General features: G+C 40.5%; 21 protein-coding genes. 4 read left to right on the top strand and 17 right to left on the bottom strand.

What is annotated here, in order from left to right; genetic code table 11:
* Nucleotides 1-11: 11 nt before the first annotated feature.
* The 6 genes from ACRYKC_RS15340 to ACRYKC_RS15315 all read right to left on the bottom strand — a co-directional run bounded on the left by ACRYKC_RS15340 (nt 12) and on the right by ACRYKC_RS15315 (nt 6,285).
* Nucleotides 12-1,094, bottom strand: coding sequence for an FAD-dependent oxidoreductase (locus ACRYKC_RS15340; RefSeq protein WP_433807878.1), 1,083 nt, complete (start codon nt 1,092-1,094; stop codon nt 12-14).
* 67 nt (nt 1,095-1,161) lie between these two features.
* Complete coding sequence (locus ACRYKC_RS15335) at nt 1,162-1,479, bottom strand: thioredoxin family protein (protein WP_433807876.1); 318 nt, start codon at nt 1,477-1,479, stop codon at nt 1,162-1,164.
* Between the two features lie 75 nt (nt 1,480-1,554).
* Complete coding sequence (locus ACRYKC_RS15330) at nt 1,555-2,370, bottom strand: DUF368 domain-containing protein (protein ID WP_433807874.1); 816 nt, start codon at nt 2,368-2,370, stop codon at nt 1,555-1,557.
* A 316-nt stretch (nt 2,371-2,686) separates the two neighbouring features.
* On the bottom strand, nt 2,687-4,207 hold the full coding sequence (locus ACRYKC_RS15325; RefSeq protein WP_433807872.1) for a glycine betaine uptake BCCT transporter: 1,521 nt from the start codon (nt 4,205-4,207) through the stop codon (nt 2,687-2,689).
* Nucleotides 4,208-4,399: 192 nt separating this feature from the next.
* A complete protein-coding gene (locus ACRYKC_RS15320; RefSeq protein WP_433807870.1) occupies nt 4,400-5,701 on the bottom strand; it encodes a DUF2254 domain-containing protein in 1,302 nt (433 codons plus the stop codon).
* A gap of 14 nt (nt 5,702-5,715) precedes the next feature.
* Nucleotides 5,716-6,285: a nucleotidyltransferase domain-containing protein gene (locus ACRYKC_RS15315; protein ID WP_433807868.1), complete on the bottom strand. Its 570-nt coding sequence runs from the start codon at nt 6,283-6,285 to the stop codon at nt 5,716-5,718.
* A 127-nt stretch (nt 6,286-6,412) separates the two neighbouring features.
* Between ACRYKC_RS15315 and ACRYKC_RS15310 the strand changes: the two genes are divergently transcribed.
* Nucleotides 6,413-6,994, top strand: a complete 582-nt coding sequence (locus tag ACRYKC_RS15310; protein WP_433807866.1) for a GNAT family N-acetyltransferase — start codon at nt 6,413-6,415, stop codon at nt 6,992-6,994.
* Nucleotides 6,995-7,097: 103 nt separating this feature from the next.
* Nucleotides 7,098-8,636 (top strand): BCCT family transporter, encoded by a 1,539-nt coding sequence (locus ACRYKC_RS15305; protein ID WP_433807864.1) that lies wholly within the window; start codon nt 7,098-7,100, stop codon nt 8,634-8,636.
* A gap of 57 nt (nt 8,637-8,693) precedes the next feature.
* On the opposite strand, the gene ACRYKC_RS15300 is transcribed toward ACRYKC_RS15305, so the two are convergent.
* The 5 genes from ACRYKC_RS15300 to ACRYKC_RS15280 form a co-directional block, all read right to left on the bottom strand.
* Nucleotides 8,694-9,716 (bottom strand): AimR family lysis-lysogeny pheromone receptor, encoded by a 1,023-nt coding sequence (locus ACRYKC_RS15300; RefSeq protein ID WP_433807862.1) that lies wholly within the window; start codon nt 9,714-9,716, stop codon nt 8,694-8,696.
* A gap of 153 nt (nt 9,717-9,869) precedes the next feature.
* Nucleotides 9,870-10,478: a metal-dependent hydrolase gene (locus ACRYKC_RS15295; RefSeq protein ID WP_433807860.1), complete on the bottom strand. Its 609-nt coding sequence runs from the start codon at nt 10,476-10,478 to the stop codon at nt 9,870-9,872.
* Nucleotides 10,479-11,188: 710 nt separating this feature from the next.
* Nucleotides 11,189-11,473 carry an iron-sulfur cluster assembly accessory protein gene (locus ACRYKC_RS15290; RefSeq protein WP_433807858.1) on the bottom strand — a complete coding sequence of 95 codons (285 nt, stop codon included), beginning with the start codon at nt 11,471-11,473 and terminating at the stop codon, nt 11,189-11,191.
* 153 nt (nt 11,474-11,626) lie between these two features.
* Nucleotides 11,627-12,043: an organic hydroperoxide resistance protein gene (locus ACRYKC_RS15285; RefSeq protein ID WP_433807856.1), complete on the bottom strand. Its 417-nt coding sequence runs from the start codon at nt 12,041-12,043 to the stop codon at nt 11,627-11,629.
* A 75-nt stretch (nt 12,044-12,118) separates the two neighbouring features.
* Nucleotides 12,119-12,427 carry a YkvA family protein gene (locus tag ACRYKC_RS15280; RefSeq protein WP_433807854.1) on the bottom strand — a complete coding sequence of 103 codons (309 nt, stop codon included), beginning with the start codon at nt 12,425-12,427 and terminating at the stop codon, nt 12,119-12,121.
* Nucleotides 12,428-12,612: 185 nt separating this feature from the next.
* Here ACRYKC_RS15280 and ACRYKC_RS15275 point away from each other — a divergent pair, with 185 nt between their 5' ends.
* A complete protein-coding gene (locus tag ACRYKC_RS15275; protein ID WP_433807852.1) occupies nt 12,613-13,164 on the top strand; it encodes an NADPH-dependent FMN reductase in 552 nt (183 codons plus the stop codon).
* Between the two features lie 666 nt (nt 13,165-13,830).
* A complete protein-coding gene (locus ACRYKC_RS15270) occupies nt 13,831-14,028 on the top strand; it encodes a hypothetical protein (RefSeq protein WP_433807850.1) in 198 nt (65 codons plus the stop codon).
* A gap of 49 nt (nt 14,029-14,077) precedes the next feature.
* On the opposite strand, the gene ACRYKC_RS15265 is transcribed toward ACRYKC_RS15270, so the two are convergent.
* The 6 genes from ACRYKC_RS15265 to ACRYKC_RS15240 form a co-directional block, all read right to left on the bottom strand.
* Nucleotides 14,078-14,959 carry a diacylglycerol/lipid kinase family protein gene (locus ACRYKC_RS15265; RefSeq protein WP_433807848.1) on the bottom strand — a complete coding sequence of 294 codons (882 nt, stop codon included), beginning with the start codon at nt 14,957-14,959 and terminating at the stop codon, nt 14,078-14,080.
* A gap of 70 nt (nt 14,960-15,029) precedes the next feature.
* Nucleotides 15,030-15,500, bottom strand: a complete 471-nt coding sequence (locus ACRYKC_RS15260; RefSeq protein ID WP_433807846.1) for a GNAT family N-acetyltransferase — start codon at nt 15,498-15,500, stop codon at nt 15,030-15,032.
* A 23-nt stretch (nt 15,501-15,523) separates the two neighbouring features.
* A complete protein-coding gene (locus ACRYKC_RS15255; protein ID WP_433807844.1) occupies nt 15,524-15,799 on the bottom strand; it encodes a GNAT family N-acetyltransferase in 276 nt (91 codons plus the stop codon).
* A gap of 430 nt (nt 15,800-16,229) precedes the next feature.
* Complete coding sequence (locus tag ACRYKC_RS15250; RefSeq protein WP_433807842.1) at nt 16,230-17,672, bottom strand: carbon starvation CstA family protein; 1,443 nt, start codon at nt 17,670-17,672, stop codon at nt 16,230-16,232.
* Between the two features lie 138 nt (nt 17,673-17,810).
* Nucleotides 17,811-18,548 (bottom strand): LytR/AlgR family response regulator transcription factor, encoded by a 738-nt coding sequence (locus ACRYKC_RS15245; RefSeq protein WP_433807840.1) that lies wholly within the window; start codon nt 18,546-18,548, stop codon nt 17,811-17,813.
* The gene (locus tag ACRYKC_RS15240) at nt 18,545-20,290 is read right to left on the bottom strand and encodes a LytS/YhcK type 5TM receptor domain-containing protein (RefSeq protein WP_433807838.1); all 1,746 of its coding nucleotides are present in this window, start codon (nt 20,288-20,290) and stop codon (nt 18,545-18,547) included. Before ACRYKC_RS15240 ends, ACRYKC_RS15245 begins: the two co-directional genes overlap by 4 nt.
* Between the last annotated feature and the right edge of the window lie 50 nt (nt 20,291-20,340).

Below are 20,340 nucleotides of genomic sequence, written 5' to 3'. Positions count from 1 at the left end.
TGACCAAACGCTTATTTATATTTATCCATAAACTCACGGTCAATTTTGTTTTTAACCTTCCAGGCTCTATGACTATGATTGACGAGAGGTCCGTAAATTAAAAAGCCTTTCTTTCTCCCAGTGGATAAAATGTACATAGCCGTCTTTTGTGGAGAATAGTCGATGAGGGGCTGAGCCGTCATATAATTCCTTAAATTTTCAAAAAGAATTGGTCCTTGCTTGACCGCATATACGCCGCTCTTTGGAAGCTCAGGATAATCACTCAACGTTACGCAGTCACCAGCTCCAAATATATAATCATATTCTTCAAATTGAAGAGTCGAACGCACCATGGCAAACCCCTTGCTGTCCACCTCTACCGCAGAGCGCTGAAAGATCGGATCGGCAAGAGCACCTCCTAACCACAGCACCCCTGTATGTCTAACCTTGTTACCGAAGTCGGTTTTAATGTAATGATCCCCCACCTCTTTGACCCGCTCATTTTCCCACACTTGAATTCCTTTTTTCAGTAGAAGGGTCTTCATTTTACTTGAAACCCAGGACGGAGACTCAGGGAGAATCGTCTCAGACGTTACCAGACGAACTTGTCCTTGCAAACGATGCTTTTCTTTATAAGCTTGAATCGATAAAGCCAGCTCTGTCCCAGCCGCTCCCCCGCCTACAATTAAAGGTTGGCTCGTCTGACGTATTTCTTGAATGTGATCGATAAAATGATAATTGGGTTTAATGCTTCGTGCCACAGTTTCAGAAAATTCTTCTGGAAGGCTTTTTGAACCAATATCAAAGCTGATGACATCGAATGGATACACAGATCCATCCATACAAATCAACTTATGATGACTTGGAAGAATTTTTTTAGCCATCTTTTTTATAAAATGAACACCTGTTTCTTTGGCTAGTTTACTAATATTCACCCTTGTCTCTTCCTTGGTATAAATTCCTTCCGTAAATCCTGAAAACATGCCCGAATAGTACTGGTAATCAGAAGGTGAGATCAAACAGATATCGACATCATTGATAGGTTCTTCTTTCAACTGCCACAGTACTTCCAAGTGTGCGTGACCAGCGCCAACGAGCAATAACCTTCTTGTCACCCCAATCCCCTCCGTTCTGTATACAAAACGTCCACACGGAACCCCATGTGGACGTAAAAATTAAAGACTAAAGACTGGCCTGTAAAAACTCTTGAACTTCTTCAGGAGTTTTCGCATTAGCACTATGAAGGTGAGCAACTTTCTTACCGTTCTTGAAGATTAGGAGGCTTGGGATTCCCATAACCTCATACTTCTCAGCAATTCCCGGAAGCTCATCACGGTTCACATCGTACCAATTGTACTGGTTATATTCCTCTAAAATATCTCCGATAAACATGTCCATACGCCGGCAATCCGGGCACCAGTCCGCCTGAAATTTAATGATGACAGGCTGATTACTTGAAATGGTCTGATCGAACACTTCTACGGTATGAATTGATTCCATCTTACATTCTCCTTTTGTCTCCACTCTATTGTCCATGATAAGAGTCGTTGAACCACCTATTATCTTATCATTTTCTTATTTATATTCTACACGCCCGAGCAGCCATGCAGCCAGTAGTCCGCTTAAGAAAGTAATAAAGCTTACGATCCACATTCCACCGTTTTCGGGCACTCCAGGGAATATAACAAAAACGGAACCGACTACCAGTCCTATGATGACAGCAAATGTTCCTGACGTGTAGTTATCTAGAAAGTATTTAACAATTTTACTCATTACGATAATCCCAAATAAGATCCCTAACCCGACAACAGCAATGATATCAAATCTGAAGTCAGAGATTCCACCTACTACCGTCGAATAAACTCCAATGATCAGCAAAATAAAGGAACCGCTAATGCCCGGTAGAATCATCGCACTGCTTGCAATCCATCCTGAAAAGAAAAGCAAAATGTAGGTAGAGAGCGTAAAATTCTGCATTTGCTCCCCTTCGCTCGTCTGGAAGAACGCCATCGAGGCTACAAGGACTGCGCCAATTAAAAGCAATAAATAATGCTTTGCTTTAAATTGGTTCTTCACATCCCCTTTGTGAACTAAGTAAGGAATAACTCCAATGATTAATCCTAAAAAGAAAAATTTAGTCGGTCCTGGATAATGTTCAAACAACCATTCGATTAATCGAGCTAACAGAACAATCGATATACCGATCCCAAGACCAAGCGGAATTAGAAACTTCAAATGTTTCTTCCACTCTCTACTAAAAATGCCGTTGATCGCTGCAATCAAACGATCATAGATCCCTAGAACAACAGCGATCGTTCCTCCACTCACACCTGGAACGACATCGCTGGCCCCCATGATCATGCCGCGATATATGTTTCTCCATTCCCACATAATGACGTACTCCTTTTCATTTATATCTTCTCTATTCTATCAAACATTTGTAAGATTTTATGATACATTTTCACAACAAACTTGTAAAACTCAAAAGCAGGAGGGTTCTGGGAGACCTGATAAGTAAAACAAACCATTAAGGGGCAGGGTTTGTCCCGGGATGTGGTTACTTAAGCCTCGAGTGTCTGGTCACTGTAGCTAGACGTTCAATACGAAAATGACGTTCTCTAGTTGAGATCAAACGTACAGCTAAAACTCCATACTCCCTAGAGTTAGAGCCATAAAGGAAGGTCCGGAATGACTCCGGACCGCTTTTTTAGGCTGAAGTTTTCTCCGTTGCTGTCGTTTTTCCTTCGTCAATGGCTGCTTTGTCTGCTCGTAATGCTTTATACAAGGAGACAACCATCAATATCATGATAAAGGAAAATGGGAACGCCGCTGAAATTAAGGCATTTTGCAGAGCTTGTAACCCTCCTGAATAGAGCAGCACCGCAGCCATAGATGACTGTATGATACCCCAAACGAATTTAACCATTGTAGGTGGGGTGAGTGAACCATTTGTCGTCTGCATACCTAATACAAACGTTGCTGAATCGGCAGAAGTTATAAAGAATGTTCCAATCAGGGTCATGGCAATGATCGACATAATTAACGCTAATGGATAGTTGTCGAACATTCCAAACATCGCTTGTTCAGTTGCCAGTTCAGCTAAGTTTGCGTCTCCGTCTTGCTGCACTTGAATCGCCGATGACCCAAAGGTAGAGAACCATAAGAATCCTACGGCAGAAGGTACGAGCAACACTCCGGATAAGAATTCTCTTATTGTCCGCCCTTTTGAAACACGAGCGATAAAAATACCGACAAACGGTGACCAGGCAATCCACCATGCCCAGTAGAAGACTGTCCAGTTGTTGATCCATGTACGACCCTCTTCACTATTGGGTGCTAAACGGAAACTCATGGAAGGCAAGTTTTGCAAATAGGCTCCGATCGTGTCCGTGAACATGTTCATAATAAAGAGCGTAGGACCAATAATCAGCATAATCACTAACAACGCTAAAGCCAAAAACATGTTAGTATTACTTAAATATTTGATGCCTTTACTAAGACCTGTGTAAGCAGAAACCATAAATAGAACCGTTACAATAGCAATGATCAAAAGCTGAATACCAAAGGAATCCTCAAGTGGCGTTAAGTATGTTAATCCACCATTGATTTGCGCTGCACCAAATCCGAGCGTCGTTGCAACACCCACGATTGTAGCGAATACGGCAATCACGTCCACTACTTTTCCCCAAGGTCCTTTCATTCTATCTCCGAAAATCGGCTCTAAAGTTGAACTGATTAAAGCAGGTGCGCCCCTACGGAATTTGAAGTAAGCAAGAACCAGAGCAACAATCGCATAAATGCCCCATGCGTGGACTCCCCAGTGGAAATAGACGAAACGCATAGATTCATTTAATGCCGCAGCAGTGCCTGTTTCTGCTGTAGGCGCATTGTTTGCATAAAAATAAATTGGTTCTGCGGCTCCCCAGAAGACAAGTCCAATTCCCATTCCTGCGCTAAACAGCATGGCAAACCATGTCGCATAATTGTAGTCAGGCTTGTCATTCGGTTTACCGAGTTTTATTTTTCCGTATGGACTGAAGATCATATAAAGACAGAAGATAACAAATCCAGTAACAATCAATAAGTAATACCACCCGAAATGAACGGAAATATAAGACTGTATGGAACCTGTAATGCTTTCTAAATTCTTCGGAGCTACCGCACCCCATATGACGGAAAGTAAGGCGATGGCTAATGTGATCCAAAATACAGACGTTACTTTTTTCATGTTTTTCTCCTTTCTTTTACTTTTTTAAAGCTTACAGTGGTTGTCAACTAGGAGGAAATAATCAAACGAGGATATGATTATCGAATACCCACTTGACGAAAATATAAACGATAAGTCGAAAAATATAGAAAATCCTCGAATATAAAAAAATCCCTATAACGAATGTCATAGGGATTTTTATCCATATCTTAATCAAATAGGCTGGTCACATGCCGAAGCTAATTTTTGTGCCTGTTTTTTATAATACTTTTGGTCTAGATCATCTAATTTGTCGGTATCGATGGCATTCATCATATATTTACCGAACCTCCACACCTCGTCTTTAACCTCTTTGTCGTTTACAACAGATATTTTATACAAGGCCTCCAGAACACCGTTCATGACTGAAATATCGTGGTACCCGTAAATTCTGATTTGATAAAAGCTTTTGTATAAATAATCTTGCAAAGTTCTTGGTTCCATAATTAAACGTAAGTTCTCTTCCTCATCGGAATAATATTTCAAAGGATGATAAACAGCAGCTAATTCAGCAAGCAACGACCCAATACGATTGATACAATTTACAGCAGTATGAGGATCATTGATTCCTGGAGAAATCGCCTTCACTGATATTTCTACTAATTTTTGAATAGAAAATTCGATATCTTGAACATCTGTTCGTTCGTTACCGACTAAAATATATTGAACACATTCTTCCGGATTTATTTCTTTTTCTTTTTCAAAATGCCAATAATAAAAGATCGGCATTCCCTTCTGAACGTAATCTCCTATATTGAAGTTAGCTTCCATTATGATGTTTTGATTTTTAGCCCATTGGATAAAAGGTTTGAACTGTATTCCTTGAAGATAACCTGACTGCTCAGCTTTCACTACGTTGGAATCCGAATGTTTTAAACGATTGATCTCTTCCTGATCCCATTCCACCGCTTCGTTGTAGTTTTTCTCTTCAAAGGTTCTTTCAATAATAGTTGAAGTACTCTTTCTAATTTGACCGATCAAATTATTCACCTGTACGAACCTGGAAGAATGATGAATGAAAATAATGAAAAAGGCCAGACAAATAATGGAAACAATTACAGTGAGAGTAGGGGTCACTAAACCACTTTGGTCACTTCCTAACAGTAATAGGTTAATCAAAGCAAAGATGAAGCCGAAGGAATATACGCCTAACACATGCTGCGTAACTCTGCTTTTCATAAAATCTTGTAAAGTTCTTGGGGAGAACTGTGTGGTGTAAGTCGTCAACACAACCATGATGGTGGAAAAACTGATCGTGGTCATTGTCAAAATCGAGGTGATCAACGATCCATACAGCGTTTGAGCCACACTTTTTTCTGTTAGGAAGAACTTCGGTAAACTTTCTTTCACCTGTGGAACAATCCAAAAATCAAGAACACTGGTCACTGAGACTGATAGAATGGACAGCACTCCATAAAGTGCAGGTAAGAACCAGAAACTGTCTCTGACACTGACTCTAATCTTCTCTTTATTCATCCCTCATCCTCCTGCTAGTATAATAATTTCTCCAACCATTTATGCTTCGGCTGGTGGTGCATTAATGCCTGCTTCAACCATTCTTTTTGATGTTCATTAAGAAATGGAAAGATATAATTGAAATCTTGATGATCTTTTTCCTTTGTCCGTTTCGATTTATAAAGCAGAACGATTTCCGGGTTCAAGTAAGGAATACCATATTCCGATTGTAAATTCATACTCGAAAGTGGAAATGAAATCTTCGTATCCCTCCTGAATCTCCAATTCTCATGTTTACGCTCATTCAATAAGAATTCAACAGCGTCTCTTCCAAAGAAAGAAGCATGAATTTCATGCAAAGGGGGTTCAAGATTCTTCTCAAAATCCCAGGCTACCAGATGGCCACTGTTTACAACTTGGACTTCCCACCCTTTTAACAGATTCTGAAGGTAAAACTGGTCGTCACGGAATATAGCTACTTCCACATCACTATGATCTCTCGTTTCTTCACCGATATGAAGATCAATCGCCCATCCCCCTGCGATCATCCACTTACCAGGATAAGACCTCATCAACTTTTTCACTTTCAAACACGTCTCAAACATATCCAACCACCTCTATCGTCATGTTTCCCCTTTTTCACATCAAGTATCACTCTCCCATAAATTCAATTTATTCTGACAAATACAATGCACATCTGCTAAAATATCATCTAAAAGGGGGAATTTAATTTTGCTGACAGGAGAGCTGGTCGAATTAAGACCTGTATCAAGACATGATTTAGATAAGCTGTACGAGTGGGCCAACGATGAAGCCCTTACTTTTTTAGGCTCTGGCAGCCAATCTGCGCTTCAGAATAACAACCCAAAAGAAGCCATCCAGGCCCATTATGAACAAAACTTAACCTCCCATAACCTGTGGAAAGATGGGAACGTGTTTATTGTTTATACTTTGGCAACAAAGGAACCAATCGGGAAGTGTGATTACAGAAATTTAAACCCGGTTACAAGAAGTGCCGAAGTAGGTCTCAGTATTGGCGAGCGGGAGTACTGGGGGAAAGGTTATGGAAAGGATATTCTTTACATCCTTCTGGATCATTTATTTCTCACTTTAAATATGCGCAGGGTCCAGTTGGATACGTGGAGCGGAAACACTCAAGCGGTAAGATTATACGAAAAAGTTGGCTTTCAAGTAGAAGGAAGATTAAGAGAGAACGAATTTGTTCAAGGACAATATTACGATACTATGCTTATGGGGGTCTTGAAAGAAGAGTATCTGTCAAAAAGAAATGAAAATAAGAAGAACTATACATAAATGATGAAAAGAGGATGTTTTTATTAGGAAATTATAGGGAATAACCAACCAACCTCATAAATTCTACACCTCTACATGTCTTATTTTCCAGAAAGGAGCTCCTATGAAAAAAGAATTTAAAAATCCAGTGTTTATGATCTCTGCTTCAGTGATTTTGGTACTTGTTATTCTAGGTGCCGTAAATCCTGAAGGCTTTGGTACTGTCGCTACAAGTCTGTTTAATTTCACCACAATCAATTTTGGCTGGTTCTACTTAATTTCTGTTTTTGGTTTCGTGATTTTCTTAATTGCCCTTGCACTCAGTAAATATGGAAAAATCAAAATCGGTCCTCCTGATTCAAAGCCTGAATATCCATTTTTCACTTGGATTGGCATGCTCTTCTCAGCAGGCTTCGGTGCAGGACTTGTATTTTGGGGCGTCGCTGAACCAATGAGTCATTTCTTTACTACGCCTTTCAATAGCCTGGAAGCGCAGACCGAAGACGCCGCCAGGGTAGCCATGGGTTACGCTTTTTTCCACTGGGGAATTAACCAATGGTCCGTTTTTGCCATAGTCGGTTTGTTAATCGCTTACTTACAATTTAGAAAAGATAAGGACGGGCTCGTATCCACTGCTCTTGAACCCGTTTTAGGTAAGAAAAAAGGTGTAAAAACTTCCATTGACTCATTAGCTGTTATTGCCACGGTTATGGGTATTGCCACCTCCCTTGGGTTAGGAATTTTACAGATGAATGGTGGATTAAAAGCGGTGTTTGGTGTTCCAAACAGCATATGGATTCAACTAGCAATCACAGTCGCCTTACTTACTTTATACTTAATTTCTTCCAGTACAGGACTCAATAAAGGAATTAAATGGCTGAGTAACATTAATTTAGGATTGTGTCTGATTCTTTTAGCCTTTGTTTTTATCGCTGGTCCTACTGTATTCATACTTAACACTTTCACTCTAGGATTAGGAGATTATATCACCAATTTCGTAGGCTACAGCTTACGTCTCACTCCATATGAAGGAGACGGCAGCTGGCTGAGAGACTGGACCATCTTCTATTGGGCATGGGTTATTGCCTGGTCTCCATTCGTAGGCGCATTTGTCGCTCGTGTATCCAGAGGACGTTCTATCCGCCAATTCATCTTTGGAGTACTCGTTGTGCCTCCGGCCATTGCTTGTTTCTGGATTGCTACCTTTGGAGGTACAGCTTTAAACAGCGACTTGAATAATGGCACCAATATTGCTGAAGCGGTTAACAATGATGTAACAGTTGCACTTTTTGAAACCTATCAGCACCTTCCAATGACAGGTGTGTTGTCCATATTGTCCATACTATTGATCGCAACTTTTCTTATCACATCTGCCGATTCAGCAACGTATATCTTAGCAAGTATGACCTCAAATGGAACCTTAACACCAGCATTGCCGATTAAGATTATATGGGGAGTATTAATGGCAGCCATTGCAGCAGTATTATTAGTTGCAGGTGGATTGAACGCCTTGCAGACTGCCTCCTTAGTCTCTGCCCTCCCGTTCACCATAGTGATTATCTTATTCGTTTACGCCTTTACGAAGATGATACGAAAAGAACCATTGCCAAGAAGAAGAGAAGAACATACCGATCAACATTTCCACAAAAGAAAAAACGGATAAATCAAGACTAAAACAGGAAAGCTCCCTCAACCATTTTGAGGGAGCTTTTCGTACTCTTTAACATTTTTGTAGTCGACTTAAATATCGTTCTATATATATTATTGGAATCTGAGCATAAAATTGATCGCCGAGTTCATGAATGAATCTATGATGTGAGCGGACAAGTCTTTCTTTGCTATTGGTAGCTGTCCCAAGATAACACTCTTGTAAAGGGGTCAGACTATCTAATTGAGATAGAATACTCTCAGCTGCTTTGAATTTTTTTTCAGCAATAGCTAAATGTGCCGTTTCAATTGGATCAGGAGTAGAGATATTTTCCGTTTGGCAATGGAAGGCAGAAATGAAAGGGATAGTGTGGTGTTTAATCATTTTAGCTGTATGCGTGAGAAGGTTTTTGTTCGCGAGTTCAAGGGCGATTGTGGCATTATGTATGGAGTATTGATAGCCTTTATACAAATTACATAAAGCTAGCTCATGATACATGTTACATATTTTCCTCGATGATAATTCAGAGTTGATGATCTTATAGGCATACCTGCTAGCTAGCAGCGGATTGTTCGTCTTCCAATAGTGCTGAAACAGTAACTCGTTAAACCTTAATTTTAAATAATAATATAAGAGAGGTTCATTGATTGTACTCAAAGCCTGGTCGCATACTTCCAAGTATTTATCTAGTCCCGTGTACTGCTTTGAGTCATAGTAAAAGTGCACGATAATAAACATATGCAAACACCGAAGTGTTGGATGGGAGAATTTCAGAGCTTTTATTTTTTTTAATTGTAATTCTGTGACAGCCTTGTGTTTCCTCTTAATCAGTAATCGATATAACAAAGAAACATTCGGATCGAATTCTCTAGAGTGAACAAGCAGCTCTAACTCGGAGAAAAAATCATTCATATATAAAAATTCTAAAAAAGCAATTTGATCTTCGATGGACTTAGGCTTTTCTTTAAGACAGTATTTCTTCGTCAGATGCATAGCCAGTTCTCTGGAGTGATCCTCAAGATAGGAGCTGTAAACCTCATACAATTGGGAAGTGTGGTTCATCTGTAAACGGTGCAAAGGACTAGGTTCAATCATTTGGTGATTCACCATGGATCATCATCCCTTCTTCCAACTTGTTTTTATTTTATTGTTATTTGTCAATAATGTCCAGTTTATTATCTAATTTATTAGAAAATTAATATTTTTGAAAACAAAAAGACTTCTGCCTATGTGGCAAAAGTCTTTTTGTTAAAAAATAGTGGCGGTCAAAAACCATACATTCCATATGACCAGGCTATAAACAATCATTCTCTCAATAGGAGAGCCTGTCCTGAAGGTAAACAGAAACTGCACGTGCTTCCTTGAAATTGGATAGACGATCGGAATGCCTCTTTTGGTTATGTAATCGGCAAAAAGATGAGAGATGACTCCAATAATAAGTCCACTCAAATAAAACCATGGGATATGAAAGATTCTTTCGATCAATACGCTGTAAACAATTAATAGGAGAATGAACAACAGCGAGTGAGTCATTTTTCGATGACTTCGGATCATGATTAATACAGGAAGAAGAAGTAAGACGAAAACTTTCAGCTGCTCCCTATAGATATCTATATAATGAGGAGCGAATAAGTAACTTAACAGGGCGATGGAAAATAGTATCATCAACCCTCTCCAGAATTTACTCCCTAATCTGGAGGTTGGTGTATCAATATCTGGAAGCAATGATCCAAATATAACAAAAACAAAAAATAGTACGGTTTGGAATGGCTTGTCGTATGTTATGTCTAATTGCGGGAGCAGCGTTAATGCTCCTAATCCGAAGGTAAACCCTACGACTTGATGCCCTGATGCCATCATGATGATAGTAAGTCCTTTCTCTTAAACATTTGGTTATAAATATTTTCAAATTTTTTAAGCTTTTAAAAGATCTTTCCTCTTCCACAATTGACTCCTTATCCTGAAGACTTGAATTCGAGATAATAGCCTTGTTTAGATGGGTCTGTTTCCGTTACCTAGTAATCTGGAGAGGCGGCCGGGGAAATGGCTCGCTTTCCGCGGGGATGACGGCAAGTCTCCTCGGTTTGCCAACCTGTGGGGTCTTGCCAGCCATACCATTCCCGCAGGAGTCTCACCATTTCCCCTCTCACCTTGCTAATTTTTGGACAAACGGAAACGCAGGTAAAAGTAAAAATCGTCCTTTTAATACTGGAAATTCACTTTAGATTATCCTATCAGAATAGGATTATAAGGGATTTCACGAGCTTTCCTCAGAGAAGCTCAATTACCTTTACTCTAAATACTGACACTAGGTGAGTTTGAGAGGTTAGTGACAGCTGGGATGGCTGAAAAATGACGAGACTCCCGTGGGAGAAGGCAGTTCCTCCCACAGGAAAGCGAGTTATTTTCCAGCCATCCCTAACACTATCTAAATGCAAACCCATGATATCTCTGCGTCAAGTCTTCGAGTATGCTACTACTAAACTGAATAAGTTCTTCTAAAAATGTAAAATCACCAGTCAATAAGAATTATGTAAAATAGCCCACAATGAATGCGGGCTTTTGTTTTAGCAGTCTTTTTCCGGAAGGCCAAGCATTTGGAATTTAGGACCTTCCATCGTCTGTTTGCCTTCAATCGTCAAAGATTCAGTCAAATGGATAATTCGCCGATCGATAGCCACAGGAATAGAATTGATATGATGTAATTCATCGTCCGCTTCCGGCTCGCCTATAGACATGCCAATATCAGGCTCACCACAGCCGTACCCTGCAAAAAATAATCGCAGACAGCCGGCATTTTCTTCTTCTAATATCGGATTGAGCAAATCACGAGCTTGATCAGTGATCTTCATATTTTTCTCTCCTTCGACTCTAAAATACCACATATTAAGGCTTTACATAAGTAATAAAGCTTTTTCTCAGTAGTATTCTTTCCAGTATGAGAAAGATTGTTACCTATTAAAAAAAAGCCTCCGGAACCATTTCCGGAGGCTTCATTTTATTCATTATACAGCTTGCAATTTAATTTCTACATCAACATTGCCTCGGGTAGCTTTAGAGTACGGGCAAACCTTATGAGCTTCTTGTGCTAGCTCTTCGGCCTCTTCCTGAGAAACGCCTTTCACCTTAACATTAAGCACTACACCTATCTTAAATCCATTGTCAGCTTCATCTTTCATCAGGCTGACATCTGCTGTGATTTCAGAATCGATTTCCTTTTTTTGCTTACTTGCTACAAGGTTAAGAGCTCCATCATAACAAGCGGAATAAGTAGCTGCGAAAAGTTGTTCAGGGTTTGAGCCCTTTTCATTACTTTCTCCAGGCATAACCAGATTAAGGTCGATCAAACCATCTTCTGATTTAACATGGCCATTTCGGCCTCCTTGCGCTGTTGCGGAAGAAGTAAACATTACATTACTCACGATCATCACTCCTTGAAATGGATTATAAGTCTACACAACATTCTCATACCTCTTCTTGAACTCTATTAAACCTGTCTACTCTTCCTCTATTCGGTACTCCTCTTTTAAAGATTCTGGAGCCATTTTCACCATCAGCTGCATAATATAGGTAAAGACCGCTACATCATCAACGATCCCTAAGAGTAATAAAAAATCCGGAATGATATCCCACGGAAAGAGAATGTAGGCAATAACAAAAAAGATGGATAGCCCTTTTTTCCGGTTGCTCACCTCTTTAGACTTAAAAAAGCGAATAAGGAAAGGTATCGATTTTCTTATGTTAAAAATAAATTTTACTCTTCTCCATAGCCGAAGCATTGATTTCACCTCTTCAAATATTGCCATTCATTATACCTCTTCCCTGCTCTCCTTGTCCTTAGTCACAATTGCTTAATTAAAACGTATGCTTTAACATAAAAAGAAAAACGGAAGCGTCAGGCAAAGCCCGTTTTTAGACTTCTTACTCGAACAGATACTAATACTTGATTACATAAAGATAAAGCTAGAGAAATAAAGGGGAGACACGGAACATGAAGATTCTACTGTTGAATGGAACAATTGTCGGCAAGAAAACGAGAACCTTGCTTGATGAAATCAAAAAATATATTGCAGAACTTCCAGATAAACATGAAACAAAAATCATTGATTTGGAAGATTACGAACTCCAATTCGTCGATGGCCGCCCTCCAGAAGAATATAATGAGGATATGCAGCAACTCATTAAAGAAGTAGAAGAGGCAAATGCTTATGTCATTGCTACCCCAATCTTCCAGGGTTCCATACCCGGAACTCTGAAAAATGTGTTTGACGCAGTGTCCCCACTGGCTATGCGCTACAAGCCTGTCTCCATTGTTGCTAACGGGGGGACGCTTCAACACCATTTAGTGATCGAAAATCAATTGAAGCCGATATTGAATTACTTCCGCTGCATGGTCACTCCGAATTATGTGTATACACATACCAATCATTTCTCTACACAGGGCGAGCTGATTGATGAAGACGTTCGTAACCGCTTGAAAGAAATGACCAGAGTATTTAATCAATACATGCAGATGAGCCAGGAAATCGAACCTGATAAATAAAAGCTTGCCAGTTGCTGGCAAGCTTTTTTCATACGTGTTCAAGCACTTCTGGAACATAATTTTGTGTTCGTATTTCCATTGACTAATTTCCTCGATCCACCTTACTGCATGTTTGTAATCCAAATTCATCCTATTCAAGTTATAAAATAACGAAATAAGGAAATGTCTAACCACCTTTACCAAATGAAGTAAAAAGTTGCGAAAAAAGAACAGAAAAACTAACATTCATTTACGATTTTGTAACGTCTTTTTCCCAAAGCGGCGACGGTCATAAAATGATACAATATAGATATCAAAAGAGATTACTATCCATTCAACACCCATAAACTAATCGAGGGTTTATGGGGCATAAAAATGGATTCAGGAAAATTCTGGTCTAATTTACGACGCTTTGGTACTCTCTTTTGTCTCTTACGTCGAATCACCCTAATCTATTTTTCCCCGCCAGGAAAAATAGACCTGTAGATTTCATGGCAGGTCTCCCTCAATCGAAGGCACGCTGCCATACCTCTTTTTGCTTATCAAAAAGAGGTTTTTTTATTCGACTTTTGAGTCTATAAATCTAGCTTGTCCAACCGACTCCTCCTAATCCCAACATTTTTTTCATTAACAATAAATATTGGGATTAAAACGAGCATATATTGTTCGTAAAGGAGGGATGAAGAAATGAATATCAATTTTGATAAGAACGTGTTTTTGTATTTAGCAGCAGTGGTGGCAGGTTTCTTTTTAATAAATTTATCCGCTGATGCTGCCGTTACGGGATTCTTTGAAGACTTATTCTTTTACGTCGGAGCAATTGCCATGGCCTTATTCTCATTCGTAATCATATTCTTTTCTCTATTCAGCTTCTTCAAGAATTAACAAAAAAGCTGTCTCTACCGGTTAAAGAACCGGTCGTGAGACAGCTTTTTTAATTTACAATTACATCGATGTGAGAAGGCTTAACCTCTATAGACACTGGAAGCGGGTCCCCTTCCTCCCCATCAACGTTTGTTATCAATTCATTCTCAGAATGGATATCCAGGTGCTGGGCAGTGAAATATTCGACGTCTTCTTGATTCTTTAACTCGCCTTTAAGAATAGCTGTTACAATTGAAGCTAAACGAATCATACTGACATTTTTAATGATATAGCAGTGCAATAATCCATCATTTACTTTGGCTTGAGGAGATAATTTCTCAAAACCCGCAGTAGAGTTCGTGAGAGCAGCTAAGAATAAAAAGCATTCTCCTTCCCACGCTTTCTCTTCATTCTCAATTCTTAATGGATAACCTTCTTTAGAAGATAACGTTTTGAAGCCTTCCATTACATAAGCGAGTGGACCGAATTTAGACTTTTGCTCTGCTGTAACCTCATAAGTGGCTTCTGCTATGGAGCCAATTGCAACAATATTCACAAAGTACCGTTCATTGAATTTACCGATATCCACTTTTTTCGAACGGTCTGAACGAAGAGACTGGACAGCTTCTTTTGGATCCAAGGGAAGCTGAAGTGCTCTTGCAAAATCATTAACTGTCCCAAGCGGAACAATCCCCAGAAGCGGACGATGAGCCTGATCAACCATTCCATTGATGGTTTCATGTAGTGTACCATCCCCTCCTAAAGATACAACCAGGTCGAATTCATTCTTACAGGCATCCTCGCAATATCTTGTTGCATCCAGTTCCTTTTCCGTTTGTGATATGACTACATCATAACCTTTATCATCTAAAATGGATTGAATTTCTTCCACATAATCTAGAGCCTCTTCTTTACCAGAGGCAGGGTTTACTATGACCATTGCTTTTTTCAAACGTTATTCCTCCTCCACACACATTCTTATACGTATTCCTTATTCATGAGGGGAAGAAACTATGAAAGGATTATTTTTTTGTAAATTTATAGAGCGTGCTTACAGATGTGAATCCGACTGATTCAATAAAGGCTGCCGCCGTACGAGGATGGCCGGATGTAAAAAGCATCTGAATGTTCGTTACTCCTTGTGCTTCCATCCATTGGATCAATTCACAGCAAAGTTTCGTACCAATCCCTTCTCGCCTATAAAATTCGTCAACAAACAATTCTTCGACATTCCCGTAATTCTCTTCATCTGTTGATTGTTTAATTGTTCCTACTATATAACCCACAACTTTTCCTTCAACCTCGGCTACCAGTAATTTCTCATCACTCTTTTCTGTCACGAACCGATCAGCCGCCCAATATTTTCGTTCAAGCAGCTGCTCATCCAGTGTTAAATCTGATGATTTATCTTTAAGGACATGATGAAAAAATTCAATGGCATAACGAGTGAAGTGCATTAAGTCTTTATCTTCAGGCTCCCTTACCTTTGCCACAAAACCACTTCCTCTTTCAATCCTTACTGTTTCCACACCACATGATATTCTGGGGTATCTTTAATGACATCCCGTGCGAAAGGGCATACAGGGTCAATTTGTAATTTATTTTTTCTTGCATAGTTTACGGCATGGTCTATAAGTTCTGTTGCAAGACCTTGTTTCCTTGCTGAAGGTTCAACGACAGTACTGGTTATAACCATCGTCTCTCTTTCTTCCTCAAAATCTAAAAATGCAATAGGATCTGTCTGATCTCCTATATAAAAACGTTCACGTTCTTCTTGAATGGTATGATCCATACTATCTCTCCTTTCCTATACTAACCATACCCTCCTTTACCATTACGTATGCAAAAAATAAGTGTGCAGAGGGGCCGGGAAATCTGACATGCATAAGCAAAACATCAAAAGTGAAGGGTTCTTTCCTCACGTTGATGGATTGCGTAAGTTGCTAAAATCCCCCCTCGGAACCGGATAAATAAGTGAGAGGGCACATGGTTAGCAACGTATAGCAGTATACCGAGATCCAATATTGAATCACACATAAAAAAATCATCCATCAGAACCTCTGATGGATGATGAATTCATATCAAGTAATAGCCTAGAGATACAATGACGATCATGGTACTAATCATTTTCAGCCACAGGGGAACTTTATCTTTTTCCGCTTTATTGACCTTCTCTTCCTTCTGACTCACTTGTTTATGATAATTCGGACTACAGCACCCCATTACGCTGTAGGTTTCAACTCTTCTTCAAGAGGAATGTTCTGATGCAAGCCCCGACGAGCAGCTATAAAGAAGATCGTAACGATAGCCACCGTAATGATCGCGGCAAAGATATAGGATACGTTCATCGGCAGACCGAACCCAATTGGAGCATTTAGGATATAAGAGAACGTTGCCATCGTCATGAATGTCGCCGGAATGGCAGCAATAAAGTAGTTTTTTCTAGACAAGAACAAGTACATTGCTCCGACCCATAGGGCTATGACAGCGGTTGACTGGTTAGCCCAGGAGAAATATCTCCAGAGTAACGTGAAGTCAATGCGTGTGAGCACAAAGGAAATTGCAAACAACGGAACAGCAATCCAAATTCGGCTCGCTACTTTTTTCTGTGAGACTTTCAAGTAATCGGCAATAATCATACGAGCACTACGGAAAGCTGTATCACCGGAAGTAATTGGGAGAACAATGACACCGAGCACAGCAAGTGTACCTCCGACAGCTCCAAGCATAGCGGTTGAAACTTCACTTACGACAGCAGCTGGTCCACCACTTGCAAGAATTTCATTCAATCCTGCAGATCCGTTGAACAAGCTCATAGCAGCGGCTGCCCAAATCATAGCAATGATTCCTTCTGCAATCATCATGCCATAGAAAATCCGACGGCCTTGTTTTTCTTGTTGCGTCGTTCTAGAAATAATTGGCGTCTGAGTAGCGTGGAATCCGGAAAGCGCCCCACAAGAAATTGTCAAAAATAATAGCGGGAAAATCGGTGCATTATCCGGGTGCATGTTTGTAAAAGAAAGTTCCGGAATCGGTGCTCCTGTAAATACAAGAGAAGCCCCAACACCAATGGCACTGATTAATAGTAGTGCCCCAAAGATTGGATAGAAACGACCGATGATTTTATCGATCGGCAGCATTGTAGCCAGTAAATAATAAGCAAAAATAGCAGCTAAGATAACCGGCAGACTGAGCCAGCTACTTGTCATGTTGTGCAGCAGATCAGCTGGTGCTGTTACGAACACCGTCCCTACCAACACAAGTAGCAAAATCGCAAACGCGTTGACTACGTGTTTCATCACTTTCCCTAGAAATTTACCGGCAAGCTCAGGCAAGTGAGCTCCACGGTTACGTATAGAAATCATACCCGTCAAGTAATCGTGGACAGCACCTGCAAAAATAGCTCCAAGTACAATCCACAAAAAGGCAACGGGTCCATACAGCGCACCTAGAATCGGACCGAAAATCGGACCTACTCCGGCGATATTTAATAATTGGATTAAAGCATTTCTTTTTTGACCCATCGGCAAGTAGTCCACGCCATCACCGTGCGTGTATGCTGGAGTCTGGCGCTCTGTATTAACGCCGAACGTTTTTTCAACATATTTACCGTACGTAAAATAACCAACAACTAAAAGTGCAATACTCACAAGAAACGTAATCACAACAGTTTCCTCCTTCGACTCTTTGTAATCGCTTACACAAATCGTATCAGGAGAGCGTTTACATGTGACAGAATTATGTCTAAGATGTCGAAATATCTGTTTAACATGCAAAAAAACCGCCCTCAAAAAAGGGCGATTTTACAATTCTAATTGTTTTCTTAGACCTTTCACATAATTGCGGCTTACAGACAACTTTTCTTTTTTACCCCTTAGTTCCAACTGATAAGCACCGTTGAACCAAGGAGTCAGCCTGTCCACATAATCCAGGTTCACAAGATAACTTTTATGAATTCTGAAAAAAGGGAACCCTTTTAAACGCTGTTCCACTTCTTTAAGCGTCCATTTGGTTTCGTAGGCCTTTTCTTTTTCCACAATTTTAGTTATTCGGTCTTCCCTGTACACATACATGATATCCGCTGGGTCAAGGTAATGGATTTCTTCATCTCCTTCTACGGCCAGCTTAGAAGGTTTTGTTTTAGAAGAAGGTTCTGGTTCGTGCGGCGGCTTCAGCTTCTTCTCTAATCTAGTGATCGCATCACCTAGCTGTTCTTCATCGTAAGGCTTCAACAAGTAATCGACCGCCTCATGGCGAAACGCTTCAACAGCAAAATCGGGGTAAGCGGTGGCAAAGATAATCGCTGGAACTTTCTTCAACTCTTTTAGTGACGCAGCCACCTCCATACCATTCATTTTCGGCATTTCTACATCTAAAAATATAACATCAGGCTGCAGCTGGATGGCTTTCATGACAGCCTCATCTCCTGAGTCTGCCTCTCCGATAATTTGAATAGATTCATACGGTTTTAGCAGGTAAATCAGCTCTTCCCTGCTGAAGCGTTCGTCATCCACGACCAGTACCTTTATCGAATTCTTCATGCGGATACCTCCTCTCTTTTATGAGGAATGAGAAAGGAAATCGTCGTCCCGTAACCGAGCTCACTCTCAATTTGGAGTTTGGATTTTTCTCCATGCATATGTTCTAACCGTTTATTCACATTAAAAAGACCAAGTCCAGTGCCTTTTTCTGACTCCACCTCATTTTCTCCAATTGACTGAAGACGCTCCGGTGTCATACCGCTTCCATTATCTTTAACGGTAATCTTTACTCCTTCATCAAGGTCTTGAATCTGAATTGAAATTCTGCAATCTTCTTCTTGATCCTTAATGCCATGCTTAATGCAATTTTCGACAAGCGGCTGAAGAGTCAGTGGGGCAATTTTCACAGACAGAGCTGAATCATCCACCTCATAGTTGACTTGCAGCTTATCAACAAACCGTGCCTCTTCTATAAGGAGATAAGCTTTGACATGCTTTAGTTCCTCTTGAAGTGAAGTCCATGTCTTCGTTGTTGCACCTAGGTTTTGCCTGAAAAACTTCGACAAGGCTATAAGAAGAGAACGGGCCCGATCAGGTTTAGTACGGGTCAAGGAAACGATAACGTTCAGTGAATTGAATAGAAAGTGTGGGTTCACTTGCGCCTGAAGGGCTTTTACTTCTGCTTCTCTTGCAAGCTCCTGTGCCTTTTCTGCTTCGGCAATTTCAAGCTGTTGACCAAGAAGTGCACTTAGGCCTTGAATCAACTCAAGTAGTACATTTGAAATCTCTTTTTCCGACTGTACGTAAAATTTAAGAGTACCGACAACTTCCTGTTTCCGTTTCAACGGAGCGATAACGGCAGCCCCGAGAGGGCAATCAGGATGGCTGCAATTAATATCTGCATGTTTTGCAATGATCATTTCCCCTTGGTCAATGACTTTTTTCGTTGCGTAAGTTTGAATATTTTCCCCGGATTGGTGATGGTCATCTGCCTGTCCTACATGAGCGAGAATGATTTCCTTATCCGTCATCGAAATGGCGCTTACATTTACTTCCTCGTAAATGATTTGGCACGCCCTTTGAGCAGAATCTTTCGTCAGTCCTTTTCTTAAGTACGCAATGGTCGATTCCGCTAGCTTCAAAGCTTTTTGAGCTTGAAGCGCACCTGCTTTTTCTTCCTCATTTAATACATTTCTAATAATAAGTAAAAAGAGCGCAGAGCCTACTCCATTAGCGAGAATCATCGGCAGTCCGATTTCCTGGACAAGCTCCCAGGCTCTACTAAAAGGCTTAGATACAGCTAATATAATTCCCATCTGCACTGTTTCAGCTAACCCACCGATCAGTAGGGCTGTCTTCAATTTCAGCGGTTGATCTTTTTTATGAAAAAAGCCTGCAATGGCGCCTGCAATAACAGCTGATATTCCACAAGCAAACCCTGTGAACCCCCCAAGCGAAAAGCGGTGCAAACCAGCTATCAGTCCGGCTCCTATCCCGATTCGGTATCCTCCGAACAGGCCGGCCGCAACGATTCCGATGACTCTGGAATTAGCGATCGCTTCTGATTCCCCCAGGTCTAACGCCCAGCTACCGAATTCTAAAGAGCTTGTATCATAAGTGATTCCCGTGTAGGTACCAATAATGCCGAACAAACCAAAGAAACCGATCGCCATTAGCTGCTGCTCTCGATGCAAAGTCTTGCGGTCGATCAGTTCCCTAAAAAAGCGGAATCTTGTAATGATGAAAGCGACGGTTACAATGATGCCGAGCCGCTCTAACATTGGGAGAAATAATTCGAACATCTTTCTCGTCCTTTCCCCGTTCTATTTGTTACTATTGTAGCATGCTTGAA

Origin of the sequence: Halobacillus sp. A1-3, assembly GCF_050971765.1 — a bacterium.
GTDB classification, from domain to species: domain Bacteria; phylum Bacillota; class Bacilli; order Bacillales; family Halobacillaceae; genus Halobacillus; species Halobacillus mangrovi_B.
Note: the sequence above shows the minus strand (reverse complement) of the source record. Positions and strands in the feature narration are given on the sequence as shown.

What these genes read in the sequence shown, in the direction of transcription:
- ACRYKC_RS15315 (WP_433807868.1), bottom strand. Translation starts at nt 6,285, where the DNA reads ATGTTTGAGACGTGTTTGAAAGTGAAAAAGTTGATGAGGTCTTATCCT.
- ACRYKC_RS15295 (WP_433807860.1), bottom strand. Translation starts at nt 10,478, where the DNA reads ATGGCATCAGGGCATCAAGTCGTAGGGTTTACCTTCGGATTAGGAGCA.
- ACRYKC_RS15275 (WP_433807852.1), top strand. Translation starts at nt 12,613, where the DNA reads ATGAAGATTCTACTGTTGAATGGAACAATTGTCGGCAAGAAAACGAGA.
- ACRYKC_RS15320 (WP_433807870.1), bottom strand. Translation starts at nt 5,701, where the DNA reads ATGAATAAAGAGAAGATTAGAGTCAGTGTCAGAGACAGTTTCTGGTTC.
- ACRYKC_RS15280 (WP_433807854.1), bottom strand. Translation starts at nt 12,427, where the DNA reads ATGGCAATATTTGAAGAGGTGAAATCAATGCTTCGGCTATGGAGAAGA.
- ACRYKC_RS15335 (WP_433807876.1), bottom strand. Translation starts at nt 1,479, where the DNA reads ATGGAATCAATTCATACCGTAGAAGTGTTCGATCAGACCATTTCAAGT.
- ACRYKC_RS15245 (WP_433807840.1), bottom strand. Translation starts at nt 18,548, where the DNA reads ATGAAGAATTCGATAAAGGTACTGGTCGTGGATGACGAACGCTTCAGC.
- ACRYKC_RS15325 (WP_433807872.1), bottom strand. Translation starts at nt 4,207, where the DNA reads ATGAAAAAAGTAACGTCTGTATTTTGGATCACATTAGCCATCGCCTTA.
- ACRYKC_RS15330 (WP_433807874.1), bottom strand. Translation starts at nt 2,370, where the DNA reads ATGTGGGAATGGAGAAACATATATCGCGGCATGATCATGGGGGCCAGC.
- ACRYKC_RS15255 (WP_433807844.1), bottom strand. Translation starts at nt 15,799, where the DNA reads ATGGATCATACCATTCAAGAAGAACGTGAACGTTTTTATATAGGAGAT.
- ACRYKC_RS15240 (WP_433807838.1), bottom strand. Translation starts at nt 20,290, where the DNA reads ATGTTCGAATTATTTCTCCCAATGTTAGAGCGGCTCGGCATCATTGTA.
- ACRYKC_RS15270 (WP_433807850.1), top strand. Translation starts at nt 13,831, where the DNA reads ATGAATATCAATTTTGATAAGAACGTGTTTTTGTATTTAGCAGCAGTG.
- ACRYKC_RS15300 (WP_433807862.1), bottom strand. Translation starts at nt 9,716, where the DNA reads ATGATTGAACCTAGTCCTTTGCACCGTTTACAGATGAACCACACTTCC.
- ACRYKC_RS15290 (WP_433807858.1), bottom strand. Translation starts at nt 11,473, where the DNA reads ATGAAGATCACTGATCAAGCTCGTGATTTGCTCAATCCGATATTAGAA.
- ACRYKC_RS15305 (WP_433807864.1), top strand. Translation starts at nt 7,098, where the DNA reads ATGAAAAAAGAATTTAAAAATCCAGTGTTTATGATCTCTGCTTCAGTG.